Consider the following 13,870-nt stretch of genomic DNA (forward strand, 5'->3'; position numbering starts at 1 on the left):
CGAGCGCCGCCCGCGCGGTCGGCGCTTCCGCCTACCAAACCGCCCGCCACAGCGTGTCCCGGTCGTCAATCTCGCTACATTAGCTATAGCTGCCAGCGGTGATATGGCGGCGGTTCCAGCTTTCTACGTCTAGAAAAATTCCATCTGGGCGCTGCGCTACACTGCGCGCCAACAACCACCAGAGAGGGAAAAACCATGGACGTCCAGGTATCGTCCGAGCGCGCGCGGGCGCGCTCTGGGCTGCGCTCGTCCTTCGAGTCACAAGACATCGAGCCACACGCCATGCGCTTCACGGGCAGCGGCGGCGAGTACTTCCGCGTGTGGATCGTGAACGTACTGCTGAGCATTCTGACGCTGGGCCTGTACACCCCCTGGGCGCGGCGGCGTACGGCTCAGTACTTCTACGGCCACACGCTGGTGGCAGGCAGCCCCCTGGAATTCACCGCGCAGCAGCGGCGCATGGTGGTGGGCTTCGTCGTGCTGCTGCTGCTCACGGTCGCCTACCAGTTGGCCGTCAACACGGGGCAGGACACGGCCGTGGGCCTTTTCATCCTGGGCGGCGCGGCCCTGTCGCCGCTGATCTGGGGCAGCGCCATGCGCTTTCGCCTGGCCAACACGCGCTGGCGCGGGCTGCGTCTGCAGTTCGTGGCGAGCTGGCGCGAGGTCTACACCGCCAGCTGGCCCGTGTTCGCTCTGGCACTGGTGTGGCTGGGCGTGTTCTGGGGCCTGCAGTCCCTGGCCCCGGCCGCGGTGGTGAACGAAGAAACCGGCCGCAAGCTGCCCGAGGTCACCGCGCCGCTGATAGGTCTAGTGGCGCTGGGCCTGCTGCTCACGGTGCTGTGCATCATCCGGCTGGAGTTCAACTACCGCAGCCTCCTGGTGCTGCGCTCACGCATCGGCAACGAGGCCGGCCGCTGGAAGCCCGTGTACATGGATTTCGTGAAGCTGTGGCTGGCCACGCTGGCGGTGTTTCTCGTCTCGCTGCTGGTGCTCGTCGCGCTGGTCGCGGGCCTCTTCACGGGCTCGCTCGGACTCGTGTCCAAGCTGGGCAAGGGCGGGATGGGGCTGGGCATCTTCGTGCTGATCATGGCGGCCTTCGTGGGCGCGCTGCTGGCGATGATGCTGGCCACCGCACCGGCACGCGCCTATCGCGAGGCCGCGCTGTTTCGCCTGACCTGGAGCAACATCGGTGTGAGCCGCATCGCGCGCTTCAAGTGCAACCTCAGCACGGGCGGCTATGTGCTGCTGCGGCTGCGCAACATGCTGCTCACGGTACTGACGCTGGGGTTCTTCCGCCCATTCGCCATGGTGAGCGAATACCGCATGAAGCTCGAATCCGTCACCGTCCATGTCAAGGGCGGCGTGGACCAGGTGGCGGGGCGCCTGGGCCGGCAGCAGCCGGGCGGCATCGGCGACGCACTGGCTGACGCGGCGGGCCTGGACCTGATCGGATGACCGGCCGCCCCAAAACACCTTCGCCCGGCGCCCCCTCGCGGAGACGCCATTGACGGGCATGGTGCTCGCCCATTGGTTCGACGGGCGCAGCAGCCGACCGCGCGCGGTGCAGGTGCGGCTGCTGCCCGCGCCCGACGGCCCCGCGCTGGAACTGCATGTGCCCGGTGCGCCGCCGCGCCGCTTTGCCCACCGAGACGTGACCTGGCCCGAGTCCTGGAACGCCTGGCGTCCGCAATCAAAACTCGTGGCCGATCTGGGCGACGACGGTAGCCTGGAGATCGACGACCCCGCCGCCTGGCAGGCCGCGCTGGATGCGGCCGGCCACCGGCCGGGGCTGGCGCAGCGCATGCAAACGCGCTGGGGCGTGTTTGCCGTCGTCCTGGTGCTGGCCGTGGCCGGGTTGTTCGCGTTCTACCGCCACGGCACGCCCTGGCTGGCCGCGCAGCTCACGCGCCATGTGCCGCTGGCCTGGGAGGTGGCGCTGGCCCAGAGTGCGCTGGCGCAGATGGACGCGGGCACGCTCAAGCCCACCACGCTCACGCCTGCGCGCCAAGCCGCGCTGCGCGCACGTTTCGATGCACTGCTGGCCGCTTCGCCCGCGGCGCTGCAGCGCTATGGCGGTTACGCGCCGCACTTCACGCTCGCGTTCCGCTCCGGCCTGGGGCCCAATGCCTTCGCCTTGCCCGGCGGCACGGTGGTGATGACCGATGCGCTGGTGGAAACCGCCCGCGCGCAACGCCTGGACGACGACGCGCTGGTGGGCGTGCTGGCACACGAGATCGGCCATGTGGCCCACCGGCATACCACGCGCATGCTCGTCGAGCAGGGGGTGCTGCAGGTGGGTCTGGGGCTGGCGCTGGGTGACGTGTCCGGCCTGGTGGCCACGGGCAGTTCGTTGCTCACGGGCTTGGCCTACAGCCGCAGCCATGAGCGCGAGGCCGACTGCCATGCGCTCGCACTGATGCGCCATGCCGGCCTGCCCACCGCACCGATGGGCGACCTGCTGTTGGCCATGCTGCGGGACGAGGATTCCGCAACCCCCTCCCCGCAGGCCGGCAAGGCCCCGTCCACGCCCGAGGACCCGCCGCAATCCCACGGCCTGTGGACGCTGCTGAGCACCCATCCGGACACGCTGGAGCGCGCCACCGCGCTGCGCGCCGGCCGTGCGCCGTATTGCTCCTGAGTGCTCCTGAAAAAAGAGCTGCCAGCGCTTTACTGGCAAGGGCTGGCAGCTGTTTTTGCATAAAAGTGTGAAGCGCGCCGATAAGCCGGATTCTGTGCACTGCGGTTGCCCGCAGCGTGACCGCCATTAATCTGGGCCGGGTGTCACCACCACGGCTCGATGCTACCTACCCGCCAGCTCCGCGGAACCACGTCAACGCTGGCCTACTTGGTATTGCTGCGCGTAGAGATTGCCCGTTTCACCCCCAGTGGTCTGCCTTCGCAGGCACTCCCCCGGGACTCGTCTCTGTTGCTCTGATCCTCACCTCACGGTGGGCAGCCGTTAGCTGCTACGCTGTCCTGTGCAGTCCGGACGTTCCTCCAGTGCCTGGTTTCCCAGATTGCACCAGCGGCGGTCTGGCGTGCTTCACGGGCGCAATTATCCGCGTTTCTCCGCTGCGGCGCGCGGCCGGCGCGCTCAATGCGCGGGCAATAACTGGAAGATGTTGTAGGCGATGAGCAGCAGCGCGCCCACGATGCCCACCATCATCAGCGCCGGGCCCCAGCGCGACTCGCGCGCCGAGAAACCGATCAGCATCAGCGCACAGCTCGCGGTGAGCATGAGCATGGTGGTATGCAGCAAGGTCATGGCGCAGAAGGGAAAGTGAAGACGAGACCATTGTCGCGCGCACACCCGACCGATGGCGCAGGCAGGCGCGCACGCGCCGGCAAATCTTGATGCACATCAATCGAGCCAACCCACAGGCGGACGATTCACGCCGGCACCATATCCACAGCGGGAATATCCATATCGCGACGCCGCTGAACGACTCCCCCACAATGGACGCCTCTCCCGCTTTGCCGGATTCCCACCCTCTACCCTGGAGACACCATGCGAGTCGACAACATCCTGCACACCATCGGCAACACCCCCCATGTGCGCATCAATCGCCTGTTCGGCGCGGGTGCCAACGTGTGGGTGAAGTCCGAGCGCGCCAACCCCGGCGGTTCCATCAAGGATCGCATCGCCCTGGCGATGGTCGAGGCGGCCGAGCGCAGTGGCGCTCTGCAGCCAGGCGGCACCATCATCGAGCCCACCTCGGGCAACACCGGCATTGGCTTGGCGCTGGTAGCGGCCGTCAAGGGCTACCAGCTGGTGCTGGTGATGCCTGACAGCATGTCCATCGAACGCCGCCGCCTGATGCTGGCCTACGGCGCCCGCTTCGACCTCACGCCCAAGGAAAAGGGCATGAAAGGCGCCATCGCCCGCGCGCAGGAACTGGTGGCCGCGACACCCGGCAGTTGGATGCCCCAACAGTTCGAAAACCCGGCCAACGTCGAGGTGCACATGCGCACCACGGCGCAGGAAATCGCCGCCGACTTCCCCGACGGGCTGGACGCACTCGTCACCGGTGTGGGCACGGGCGGGCACATCACGGGCGTGGCGCGCGTGCTCAAGGCGCAGTTTCCGCAGCTCAAGGTGTTCGCTGTGGAGCCTTCGCAATCGCCCGTGCTGTCGGGCGGCCAGCCCGGCCCGCACCCCATCCAGGGCCTGGGTGCGGGCTTCGTGCCGCAGATCATGGACACCAGCCTGCTGGACGGCGTGATCCAGGTCGAGGCCGAGCCCGCGCGTGAATACGCCCGCCGCGCCACGCGCGAGGAAGGGCTGCTGGTGGGCATTTCCTCCGGCGCCACACTGGCCGCCATTGCCCAGAAGCTGCCCGAGTTGCCCGCGGGCGCGCGGGTGCTGGGCTTCAACTACGACACCGGCGAACGCTATCTGTCGGTAGAGGGTTTCCTGCCCGCCTGACACGCCTGGCGCACCTTTTTGACAAGGCCCCGCAAGGGGCCTTTTTTATGCCTTGCCGCCAACGCAACGACGCGGCATGTTCACGCACCGGCATGGTCCACCGTCCTACAGCCGCGTGCCGGCCGCCAGGGAAACAATGCCCCATCGCCCTCCGCTGCCGCGCTGCGGTGCGCCCCCGGCAGCGGGCCGGCATTGGATTTCCCCATGACTCAGAACCCGCCCTCTTCCTCCCCCGTCGCGTTCAAGGTGCTGACCGTGAACGTGCACAAGGGGTTCACGTCCTTCAACCGCCGCTTCATGTTGCACGAGTTGCGCGAGGCGGTGCGCCAGGTATCGGCCGACCTCGTGTTCCTGCAGGAGGTGCTGGGCACGCACCAGCGCCATGCGGGGCGCGTGACCAATTTCCCACAGGAGCCGCACTACGAGTTCCTGGCCGACTCCATCTGGACGCAGTACGCCTATGGCCGCAATGCGGTCTACACCGATGGGCACCACGGCAACGCGTTGCTGTCCAAGTTCCCGATCGTGCACTACGAGAACCACGACATCTCGGTCAGCGGCCCGGAGCGCCGGGGCATGCTGCACTGCGTGCTGCAGCCGCCCCAGCATTCACGGCCGGTCCATGCCATCTGCGTACACCTGGGCCTGCAGGAGGCGCACCGCCAGCAGCAGTTGCGCCGCGTGTCCGCGCTGGTGCATTCGTTTCCCGCGCAGGACCCGGTGATCGTCGCGGGTGACTTCAACGACTGGCGCGGCCGCGCGCACGACGTGCTGCAGCGCGAAGCCGGCCTGCATGAAGTGTTCGTGCAAGCCTGCGGGCGTGCCGTGCGCACCTTTCCCGCATCACTGCCGCTGCTGCCGCTGGACCGCATCTATGTGCGCGGCACCTCGGTGCACACGCCGATGAGCCTGCCGCGCAGGCCCTGGAACCGCCTGTCGGACCATGCGCCGCTGGCCGCGGAGATCCTCCTGTGATGCGCCCGCGCCCGTCCTCGCGCTGGATACCCGGCAACCACTTTCGCCTGCTGGAAAACGGCGAGGAGTTCTTCCCGCGCGTGTTCGAGGCCATTGCCCAGGCGCAGCGCGAGGTGATGGTGGAGACCTTCATCCTGTTCGACGACCACATCGGCCAGGGGCTGCACGCGGCGCTGCTGCAGGCGGCGCGGCGCGGCGTGTCGGTGCACCTGCTGGTGGACGGCTTTGGCTCGCCCGACCTGCCTGATCATTTTGTCGACAGCCTGGTGCAGGCGGGCGTGCGTTTTCGTGTGTTCGACCCAGGGCGGCGCCTCTTCGGCCAGCGCCTGAACCTGCTGCGGCGCATGCACCGCAAGATTGTGGTGGTGGACGGCACGCTGGGCTTCATCGGCGGCATCAACTACTCGGCGGACCATGTGGCGGACTTCGGCCCGCAGGCCAAGCAAGACTATGCCGTCGAGGTGCATGGCCCCATCGTGGCGCACATGCACCGCTTCACCCGCACGGCGGTCCTGCCCCCGTCTGTCCAGCGCACCCACCGCCACGAGCCGCTGCCGCAGCTGCCCGCAGCGGGCTCGGCCCACGCCATGTTCGTCACGCGCGACAACCACCGGCATACCAACGACATCGAGCGCCACTACCGTATCGCCCTGCGCGCCGCGCGCGAGCGCGTGGTGATCGCCAACGCGTATTTCTTCCCCGGCTACCGGCTGGTGCGCGAACTGCGCCGCGCCGCGCGGCGCGGGGTGGACGTGCGCCTGATCCTGCAGGGCGAACCCGACATGCCCATCGTGAAGACCGCGGCCGGCCTGCTGTACGACCACCTGCTGCGCGCGGGGGTGCGCATCTACGAGTACTGCGAGCGCCCGCTGCACGGCAAGGTGGCGCTGGTGGACCGCGAGTGGTCCACCGTGGGCTCCAGCAACCTCGACCCCCTCAGCCTGTCGCTCAACCTGGAGGCGAACGTCGTCATCCGCGATGCCTCCTTCAATGCGCTGTTGTATCAGCGCCTGTCGCGCCTGATGCAGCGGCACTGCCGCCAGGTGGAGCCCGCTCCGCGCGGCGCCTGGGAGGCCCTGCGCCTGCTGCGCGGCTACTGCGTGTACCACCTCATGCGCTGGTTTCCCGCCTGGGCGGGCTGGCTGCCACGACACGAGCCCGCCATCGCCGTCATGCAGGCCGAGCCGCCCGCTGACCAAACGGCGCGCGCGTCCTGAGGCAAGGCAGCCCATGCACGGCCCTGCCACTTCGCCTGTCCACACCGCGCGCCGCCAGCGCCGCAGCGGGTGGCGCCGGTTACGGGGCTGGCGCTGGCTGGCCGGGCTCGCCATGGCAGCGGTGGCCGCTCTGGTGGTATGGCTGCTGGTGCGCCAGGGCCTGCAGGTGGACTGGCCCGGCGTGTGGCAGGCGCTGCGCGCGCTGCCTGTGCCCACGCTGGCTGCAGCCGCGGCCCTGGCCTGGGCCGGTCACCTGGTGTACGGGTGCTTCGACCTGTTCGGTCGCCACGTGGTACGCCACGGGCTGGGCGTCGCCCGCACCATGGGCGTCACGCTGATCGCCTACCCCTTCACGCTCAACCTGGGCTCGCTGATCGGCGGCGCTTCGGTGCGCTACCGGTTGTATTCGCGCCAGGGCTTGGACGTGGGGCAGATCGCGCAGGTGATCAGCCTGTCCATCGCCACCAACTGGCTGGGCTACTGCGTGCTGGCCTGTGCGCTGTTCTGGGCCTGGACACCGCCGCTGCCCGAGGGTTGGCGTATGGGCAGCGGCCAGCTCCCTTGGTTGGGCACGGTGCTGGCCTGCGTCGCGCTGGGCTACCTGGCGCTGTGCGCGCGGCGCGGCGGGCACCGACCGCTGATGCTGCGCGGGCGACGCCTGCCGCTACCGACCTGGCGCGTGGCGCTGCTGCAGTTGGTGCTGTCGTGCACCCACTGGGCGTTGATGGCCGCGTCCGTGTGGGTGCTGGCGCGCCAGCAGGTGCCCTACGCCGCGGCGCTGGCCACGGTGCTGCTGGGCGCGGTGGCCGGGCTGGTCTCGCGCATCCCCGCCGGCCTGGGTGTGCTGGAGGCCGTGGGCACGGCCGTGCTGGCCGTGCACCTGCCCGTGAGCCAGGCGCTGGCCGTGGTGCTGGCCTTCCGCGCGGTGTACTACTTCGCGCCGCTCGCGCCCGCGGCGCTGGCCCTGCTGGCGACCGAGCTGTGGTGGCGGCGACATCAGCCGACCACCAGTTCTCAAGAAAAACAGCCCCTAGCGCTTTTCAGACAAGCGCAAGCAGCTATTAATACAATAGCAAATTGAGTTCTCCGCACCGGTCATGACCGTGCGGCGCTCCCTTATGATCGCCCTCCTCTTTGGCACCGCCCGATAGTCACGGGCCGCACCCCATGATCCGCCTCTCCGAAATCAAGCTGCCGCTGGCAGCCCTGCCCGCCGGCGCCGACGACGCCGACACCCACCCCGACGCCCTGCTGCGCGCCCAGGCCGCACAGGTGCTGGGCGTGCCCCAGTCCGCCATCGCCGCCCTGCACGTGCACAAGCGCAGCTTCGACGCGCGCAAGGCCGACCTGATGGCGGTGTACATCCTGGACCTGCAGCTCGCGGACGCGTCCCAGGCCGGCGCCCTGCTGGCACGCCATGCCGGCCACCCGCACATCCAGCCCACGCCCGACATGGCCTGGCACCCGGTGGACTGCGCTGGCGAAGCGCCCGCACAGCGCCCGGTGGTGGTGGGCTTCGGGCCCTGCGGCATCTTCGCGGCGCTGGTGCTGGCGCAGATGGGGTTCCGGCCCATCGTGCTGGAGCGCGGCAAGCCCGTGCGCGAGCGCACCAAAGACACCTGGGGCCTGTGGCGCAAGCGCGCACTGAACCCCGAGTCCAACGTGCAGTTCGGCGAAGGCGGCGCCGGCACCTTCAGCGACGGCAAGCTCTACAGCCAGATCAAGGACCCGCGTCACCTGGGCCGCAAGGTGATGGAGGAATTCGTCGCAGCGGGCGCCCCGCCCGAGATTCTGTACGTGGCCCACCCGCACATCGGCACCTTCAAGCTGGTGAAAGTGGTGGAGTCGCTGCGCGCACAGATCATCGCGCTGGGCGGCGAGGTGCGCTTCGAGCAGCGTGTGGACGACGTGGTCATCGAAACCGACACCGCCGGCCGGCGCCACCTGCGCGGCCTGCGCGTGCGCGATCTGGCCAGCGGCGCAGTGCAGGAGCTGCGCGCCGATCACGTGGTCATGGCCCTGGGACACAGCGCGCGCGACAGCTTCGCCATGCTGCACACGCACGGTGTGGCCATGGAGGCCAAGCCGTTCTCCGTGGGCGTGCGCATCGAGCATCCGCAGAGCGTGATCGACCGCGCGCGCTGGGGCAAGCATGCAGGCCACCCGCTGCTGGGCGCGGCCGACTACAAGCTGGTGCACCACGCCAGCCAGGGGCGCACCGTGTACAGCTTCTGCATGTGCCCCGGCGGCACCGTGGTGGCCGCCACCAGCGAGCCCGGGCGCGTGGTCACCAACGGCATGAGCCAGTATTCGCGCGCCGAGCGCAACGCCAACGCCGGTATGGTGGTGGGCGTGGACCCGCAGGATTATCCGCGCGACCCCGCGGCCTTCGAGGCCGCGCTGGGCACCTCCCACGGCGTGGACACGTTGCCCGCCGGGCAGGTGCATCCGCTGGCCGGTATCGTTCTGCAGCGCCAGCTGGAGTCGAACGCCTACCGCCTGGGCGGCGGCAACTACAACGCCCCCGCGCAGCGCGTGGGCGATTTTCTGGCGCGCCGCGCATCCACCGCGCTGGGGGACGTGCAGCCCTCGTACAAGCCCGGCGTCACGCTGGTCGGCATGGACGACGCCCTGCCCGCCTTCGCCACCGAGGCCATGCGCGAGGCCCTGCCCGCCTTCGGCCGCAAGATCCGTGGCTACGACATGCACGACGCGGTGCTGACCGGCGTGGAAACGCGCACCTCGTCACCGCTGCGCATCGGCCGCGGCGACGACTTCCAGAGCCTGAACACCGCCGGCCTGTACCCCGCCGGCGAGGGCGCGGGCTACGCGGGCGGCATCCTCTCGGCCGGCGTGGACGGCATCAAGGTCGGCGAAGCCGTGGCCTGTGCCATGCTGGGTCTGCCGCTGCCCTCCTCGGGCACGCGCGGTTCGGGCGGCGCGGCCTGAGCCGGGGCCAGTTCACTGCGGCGGCGCCTTTCTCCAGACCGGCGGAAGGCTCCACGAATACCGCAACGCCAGCAGACGCACGGCCAGGCAGACCGACGCGGCAAACCAGGGCGTCAGCGTCACCCACCATTCCATGTGCTGCCCCATCACTTGGATCGCCGCCGCCAGCAATGCCGGAAGCGCGTAGATCTCCTTGTGCAGGATGATCGGTACGCGGTTGAGCAGCACGTCGCGCACCACGCCGCCGCCGACGGCCGTCACCATCCCCAGGAGGATGGGTGTGCGTGTGCAACTGTGCCGCATTCTGTCGCCGCACGACACCACCGTCCGCGGTCGATGCGCAAAACACTACTGGCAGCACACGAATGCCGCTGGGGGCAGGCGGCGCAGCGCGATGCGGCCGGAAATGCCCACTCCGACGCCAAGCTGGGGGATCAAGAAGGTCCCGCGGATCGTCGCTCAGGAGCCTGAGGAAGAACGAGAGGTTCGATCCCGCACGGCACCCCAGTGCCGTGCGGGTGCGCCCGGTTACAACCGAGAGGCCATCTCCGGCACGGCCTGGAACAGATCGGCCTCCAGCCCGTAGTCGGCCACCGCAAAGATCGGCGCCTCCGGGTCTTTGTTGATCGCCACGATCACCTTGCTGTCCTTCATCCCTGCCAGGTGCTGGATGGCCCCCGAGATCCCCGCCGCGATGTACAGCTGCGGCGCAACGATCTTGCCCGTTTGCCCCACCTGCAGGTCGTTCGGGGCGTAGCCCGCGTCCACCGCTGCGCGGCTGGCGCCAATGGCCGCGCCCAGCTTGTCCGCCAGCGGGGTCATGACTTCGTTGAACTTCTCGCTGCTGCCCAGCGCCCGGCCGCCCGAGACGATGATCTTGGCGGCGGTGAGCTCGGGGCGGTCGCTCTTGGTGACTTCGCGTCCTGCAAAGCTGCTCTTGCCGGCGTCGGCCACGGCGGCGGTGGTTTCCACCGCGGCGCTGCCACCCGTGGCGGGCGCCGCGTCAAAGCCGGTGCCGCGCACGGTGATGACCTTGACGCTGTCCGCGCTTTGCACGGTGGCGATGGCGTTGCCCGCGTAGATGGGGCGCTCGAAGGTGTCGGCGGAGATCACTTTGGTGATGTCGCTGATCTGCGCCACGTCCAGCTTGGCGGCCACGCGCGGGGCGACGTTCTTGCCGCTGGCGGTGGCCGGGAACAGGATGTGGCTGTAGTTGCCGGCAATCTGCAGCACCTGGGCGGCCAGGTTCTCGGCCAGGCCGTCCTTCAGGCTGGCGCCGTCGGCGTGCAGGACTTTGGCGACGCCGGCGATTTGGGAGGCGGCCTGGGCGGCGGCCTGCGCGCCTTCACCGGCTACGAGCACGTGCACGTCGCCCCCGCAGGCGAGTGCGGCGGTGACGGTGTTCAGGGTGGCGGCCTTGAGGCTGGCGTTGTCGTGTTCTGCAATGACGAGTACGGTCATGTTGTTTCTCCTGTCCTGCCTTTAGATGACCTTGGCTTCGTTCTTGAGCTTGTCCACCAGCGTGGCGACGTCGGGCACTTTCACGCCGGCGCCGCGCTTCGGGGGTTCGGCCACCTTGAGGGTCTTGAGGCGCGGGGCCACGTCTACGCCGAGGTCTTCGGGTTTGACGGTGTCCAGCGGCTTTTTCTTGGCCTTCATGATGTTGGGCAGCGTGACGTAGCGCGGCTCGTTCAGGCGCAGGTCGGTGGTGATGACGGCCGGGGTGGTCAGTTGCAGGGTTTCCAGGCCGCCGTCGACTTCGCGTGTGACGCTCACTTTGTCGCCGGCGACTTCGACTTTGCTGGCGAAGGTGGCCTGGGGCAGGTCGGCCAGGGCCGCCAGCATCTGGCCGGTCTGGTTGGCGTCGTCGTCGATGGCTTGCTTGCCCAGGATGATCAGGCCCGGTTGCTCTTTGTCCACCAGGGCCTTGAGCAGCTTGGCCACGGCCAGGGGTTGCAGCTCTTCGCTGGTTTCGACCAGGATGCCGCGGTCGGCGCCGATGGCCATGGCCGTGCGCAGCGTTTCCTGGCATTGCGCCACGCCGCAGCTCACCGCGATCACTTCCGTGGCCACGCCTTTTTCTTTGAGCCGCACCGCCTCTTCCACGGCGATTTCGTCAAAGGGGTTCATGCTCATCTTCACGTTCGCGATGTCTACGCCCGTGCCGTCCGACTTCACCCGGACCTTCACGTTGTAGTCCACCACGCGCTTGACGGGGACGAGGATTTTCATAACAAGTCTCTTTCTGCTGGGTTATCGGAGCATGCCCGCCAGGCGCTGGGAGATCAGCGCTTCGGCCTGGGACATGATGGAGTCGATGAGCTGCTGCACGCTGGGCACGTCATGGATCAGCCCGGCAACCATGCCGCAGGACCACACGCCGGCCTGCATGTCGCCCTGCTGCATGATGCGCGGGTAGACGCCGGCCACCTCGGGCGCAATGTCCGCGAAGGTGATGGCGGCGCCCAGTGCGCGCTCCTTGTCCAGCACGCGCTCGGTGGCGCTGTTGGTGAGCACGCGCTCGGTATTGCGCAGCGGGCGCATGATGAGCCGCGTATCCAGTTCGGAGGCCGCAACGATCGCCTGCTTCACGTTCTCGTGCACCGGCGCTTCCTGGGTGGCGATGAAGCGCGTGCCCATGTTGATGCCGTCAGCGCCAAGCGCCAGCGCGGCCACCAGGCTGCGCCCATCGGCCATGCCGCCCGAGGCGACGAAGGGGATCTTGAGTTCTTCGGCCGCGCGCGGCAGCAGGATGAAGTTGGGAATGTCATCCTCGCCCGGGTGGCCGCCGCATTCGAAGCCGTCCACGCTGATCGCGTCGCAGCCGATGGACTCGGCCTTGAGCGCGTGGCGCACCGAGGTGCACTTGTGGATGACCTTGATGCCGGCCTCCTTCAGCGCGGGCATCCACTTCTGCGGGTTGTTGCCTGCCGTCTCGACGATCTTCACGCCACCCTCGATGATCGCCTTCACATAGCCCGGGTAGTCGGGCGGATTCACCGACGGCAGGAACGTGAGATTCACGCCAAACGGCTTGTCGGTCATCGTGCGGCAGCGTGCGATCTCCTGCGCCAGCAACTCGGGCGTCTTCTGCGTGAGGCCGGTGATGATGCCCAGCCCGCCGGCATTGGAGACGGCTGCGGCCAGCTCGGCATACCCCACGTGGTGCATGCCGCCCTGGAGGATCGGGTGCTCTATGCCGAAGAGCTCGGTGATGCGGGTCTTCATGGCGCGCTCGCTCAGTCGTTGGCGATGCCCTTGTCGCGGATCACCTGGCCCCAGCGGGTGTAGTCCTGCTGCACGCGCTGGCCCATCTGGGCGGGGTCCATGAAATGGGCAATGGCCCCGGCGCCCAGCAGGCGGTCCTGCACTTCCTTCTCGGCCAGGATCTGGCGCACCTCATGGGCCACGCGGTCCACGACGGCCTTGGGCGTGCCCGAGGGCGCCACCAAGCCGCCCCAGGACACGGCCTCGTAGCCCTTGAAGCCTTGCTCGGCAATGGTCTTCACATCGGGCACCACGCCCACGCGCTGGGGCGAGCCCACGGCGATGGCGCGCAGCTTGCCGGCCTGGATGTGCGGCAGCGCGGCGATGAGGTCCGAGTACATCACGGGCACCTGGCCGCCGATGGTGTCGGTGATGGCAGGGGCGCTGCCCTTGTAGGGCACGTGCTGCATGTCGAAGCCGCCCATCTGCTTGAGCAGTTCCATGCTCAGGTGGCCGAAGCTGCCCGTGCCCGAGCTGGTGTAGTTCATCGGCACCTTCTGCGCCTTGGCATGCTGGATGAGCGAGCCCAGGTCGGTGACGTTGGGCAGCTGCGTGGGGTTCACCACGACCACGATGGGCAGGTCGTACACCATGGCCACGGGGGTGAAGTCCTTCACCGTGTCGTAGCCCGCCTTCTTGTACAGATGCGGCGCCAGCAGCGTGGGGGTGGCCAGCATCATCAGCGTGTAGCCGTCGGCCGGGCTCTTGGCGACCTGTGCGGCAGCGATCGAGCCGGAGGCACCAGCGCGGTTTTCCACTACCACGGGCTGCTTGAGGCGGTCGGCCAGCTTCTGGCCCACGATGCGCGAGGCCGTGTCGGTAGGTCCGCCCGCCGGGAACGGGACGATCAGCTTGACCATCTTGTCGGGCCAGGCGGCCTGCGCCAGGGCTCCGCCGGCCACACTGGCGAGCAGGGGCGCGGCGGCCAGGGCCAGTGCGGTGCGGCGGGTGATTGCAGAAAATTTCATGACGTCTCCTAGAATAAAAAATGGTTCCAGCGCTGACCCATCAAGCGCTGGCAGCTATCTTTTAGATA

13 protein-coding genes and 1 other RNA gene are annotated in these 13,870 nt (G+C 68.5%); 7 read left to right on the forward strand and 7 right to left on the reverse strand.

Annotated features, from left to right (window positions below; all coding sequences use genetic code 11):
* Positions 1 to 195 precede the first annotated feature (195 nt).
* Both PCQ86_RS17335 and PCQ86_RS17340 read left to right on the forward strand, forming a co-directional pair.
* The gene (locus PCQ86_RS17335) at positions 196 to 1,455 is read left to right on the forward strand and encodes a YjgN family protein (protein ID WP_047349375.1); all 1,260 of its coding nucleotides are present in this window, start codon (positions 196 to 198) and stop codon (positions 1,453 to 1,455) included.
* A 58-nt stretch (positions 1,456 to 1,513) separates the two neighbouring features.
* The gene (locus PCQ86_RS17340) at positions 1,514 to 2,638 is read left to right on the forward strand and encodes a M48 family metallopeptidase (RefSeq protein ID WP_270174313.1); all 1,125 of its coding nucleotides are present in this window, start codon (positions 1,514 to 1,516) and stop codon (positions 2,636 to 2,638) included.
* Positions 2,639 to 2,703: 65 nt separating this feature from the next.
* On the opposite strand, the gene rnpB is transcribed toward PCQ86_RS17340, so the two are convergent.
* Together rnpB and PCQ86_RS17350 are read right to left on the reverse strand one after the other, a co-directional pair.
* An RNA gene (gene rnpB, locus PCQ86_RS17345) (RNase P RNA component class A) lies at positions 2,704 to 3,045 on the reverse strand.
* 49 nt (positions 3,046 to 3,094) lie between these two features.
* Positions 3,095 to 3,265: a hypothetical protein gene (locus PCQ86_RS17350; RefSeq protein ID WP_015914283.1), complete on the reverse strand. Its 171-nt coding sequence runs from the start codon at positions 3,263 to 3,265 to the stop codon at positions 3,095 to 3,097.
* 243 nt (positions 3,266 to 3,508) lie between these two features.
* On the opposite strand from PCQ86_RS17350, the gene cysK reads away from it, so the two are divergent.
* From cysK to PCQ86_RS17375, 5 genes are all read left to right on the forward strand, one after another.
* Positions 3,509 to 4,426: a cysteine synthase A gene (gene cysK, locus PCQ86_RS17355; protein WP_270174314.1), complete on the forward strand. Its 918-nt coding sequence runs from the start codon at positions 3,509 to 3,511 to the stop codon at positions 4,424 to 4,426.
* Positions 4,427 to 4,630: 204 nt separating this feature from the next.
* Positions 4,631 to 5,401: an endonuclease/exonuclease/phosphatase family protein gene (locus PCQ86_RS17360; RefSeq protein ID WP_047349377.1), complete on the forward strand. Its 771-nt coding sequence runs from the start codon at positions 4,631 to 4,633 to the stop codon at positions 5,399 to 5,401.
* The gene (gene clsB / locus PCQ86_RS17365; RefSeq protein ID WP_172208592.1) at positions 5,401 to 6,618 is read left to right on the forward strand and encodes a cardiolipin synthase ClsB; all 1,218 of its coding nucleotides are present in this window, start codon (positions 5,401 to 5,403) and stop codon (positions 6,616 to 6,618) included. The genes PCQ86_RS17360 and clsB overlap by 1 nt, the downstream gene beginning before the upstream one ends.
* Positions 6,619 to 6,631: 13 nt before the next feature.
* Positions 6,632 to 7,699: a lysylphosphatidylglycerol synthase transmembrane domain-containing protein gene (locus tag PCQ86_RS17370; RefSeq protein WP_270174315.1), complete on the forward strand. Its 1,068-nt coding sequence runs from the start codon at positions 6,632 to 6,634 to the stop codon at positions 7,697 to 7,699.
* A gap of 86 nt (positions 7,700 to 7,785) precedes the next feature.
* A complete protein-coding gene (locus PCQ86_RS17375) occupies positions 7,786 to 9,567 on the forward strand; it encodes an NAD(P)/FAD-dependent oxidoreductase (protein WP_270174316.1) in 1,782 nt (593 codons plus the stop codon).
* A 12-nt stretch (positions 9,568 to 9,579) separates the two neighbouring features.
* Here PCQ86_RS17375 and PCQ86_RS17380 read toward each other — a convergent pair whose 3' ends face one another.
* From PCQ86_RS17380 to PCQ86_RS17400, 5 genes are all read right to left on the reverse strand, one after another.
* The gene (locus tag PCQ86_RS17380) at positions 9,580 to 9,831 is read right to left on the reverse strand and encodes a trimeric intracellular cation channel family protein (RefSeq protein WP_234305472.1); all 252 of its coding nucleotides are present in this window, start codon (positions 9,829 to 9,831) and stop codon (positions 9,580 to 9,582) included.
* A gap of 264 nt (positions 9,832 to 10,095) precedes the next feature.
* Entirely contained in the window at positions 10,096 to 11,028 is a 933-nt protein-coding gene (locus tag PCQ86_RS17385) for an electron transfer flavoprotein subunit alpha/FixB family protein (RefSeq protein WP_011806821.1), read from the reverse strand.
* Positions 11,029 to 11,049: 21 nt separating this feature from the next.
* On the reverse strand, positions 11,050 to 11,799 hold the full coding sequence (locus PCQ86_RS17390; protein WP_270174317.1) for an electron transfer flavoprotein subunit beta/FixA family protein: 750 nt from the start codon (positions 11,797 to 11,799) through the stop codon (positions 11,050 to 11,052).
* 21 nt (positions 11,800 to 11,820) lie between these two features.
* Positions 11,821 to 12,795 (reverse strand): NAD(P)H-dependent flavin oxidoreductase, encoded by a 975-nt coding sequence (locus PCQ86_RS17395; RefSeq protein WP_196994943.1) that lies wholly within the window; start codon positions 12,793 to 12,795, stop codon positions 11,821 to 11,823.
* An 11-nt stretch (positions 12,796 to 12,806) separates the two neighbouring features.
* A complete protein-coding gene (locus PCQ86_RS17400; RefSeq protein ID WP_270174318.1) occupies positions 12,807 to 13,802 on the reverse strand; it encodes a Bug family tripartite tricarboxylate transporter substrate binding protein in 996 nt (331 codons plus the stop codon).
* Between the last annotated feature and the right edge of the window lie 68 nt (positions 13,803 to 13,870).

The organism is Diaphorobacter sp. ED-3 (genome assembly GCF_027625375.1).
Lineage (GTDB): Bacteria > Pseudomonadota > Gammaproteobacteria > Burkholderiales > Burkholderiaceae_C > Diaphorobacter > Diaphorobacter nitroreducens.

Excerpts from the sequence above, each read along its gene's own strand:
- PCQ86_RS17335 (WP_047349375.1), top strand. The coding sequence starts at position 196 with ATGGACGTCCAGGTATCGTCCGAGCGCGCGCGGGCGCGCTCTGGGCTG.
- PCQ86_RS17340 (WP_270174313.1), top strand. The coding sequence starts at position 1,514 with ATGGTGCTCGCCCATTGGTTCGACGGGCGCAGCAGCCGACCGCGCGCG.
- PCQ86_RS17350 (WP_015914283.1), bottom strand. The coding sequence starts at position 3,265 with ATGACCTTGCTGCATACCACCATGCTCATGCTCACCGCGAGCTGTGCG.
- cysK (WP_270174314.1), top strand. The coding sequence starts at position 3,509 with ATGCGAGTCGACAACATCCTGCACACCATCGGCAACACCCCCCATGTG.
- PCQ86_RS17360 (WP_047349377.1), top strand. The coding sequence starts at position 4,631 with ATGACTCAGAACCCGCCCTCTTCCTCCCCCGTCGCGTTCAAGGTGCTG.
- clsB (WP_172208592.1), top strand. The coding sequence starts at position 5,401 with ATGCGCCCGCGCCCGTCCTCGCGCTGGATACCCGGCAACCACTTTCGC.
- PCQ86_RS17370 (WP_270174315.1), top strand. The coding sequence starts at position 6,632 with ATGCACGGCCCTGCCACTTCGCCTGTCCACACCGCGCGCCGCCAGCGC.
- PCQ86_RS17375 (WP_270174316.1), top strand. The coding sequence starts at position 7,786 with ATGATCCGCCTCTCCGAAATCAAGCTGCCGCTGGCAGCCCTGCCCGCC.
- PCQ86_RS17380 (WP_234305472.1), bottom strand. The coding sequence starts at position 9,831 with ATGGTGACGGCCGTCGGCGGCGGCGTGGTGCGCGACGTGCTGCTCAAC.
- PCQ86_RS17385 (WP_011806821.1), bottom strand. The coding sequence starts at position 11,028 with ATGACCGTACTCGTCATTGCAGAACACGACAACGCCAGCCTCAAGGCC.
- PCQ86_RS17390 (WP_270174317.1), bottom strand. The coding sequence starts at position 11,799 with ATGAAAATCCTCGTCCCCGTCAAGCGCGTGGTGGACTACAACGTGAAG.
- PCQ86_RS17395 (WP_196994943.1), bottom strand. The coding sequence starts at position 12,795 with ATGAAGACCCGCATCACCGAGCTCTTCGGCATAGAGCACCCGATCCTC.
- PCQ86_RS17400 (WP_270174318.1), bottom strand. The coding sequence starts at position 13,802 with ATGAAATTTTCTGCAATCACCCGCCGCACCGCACTGGCCCTGGCCGCC.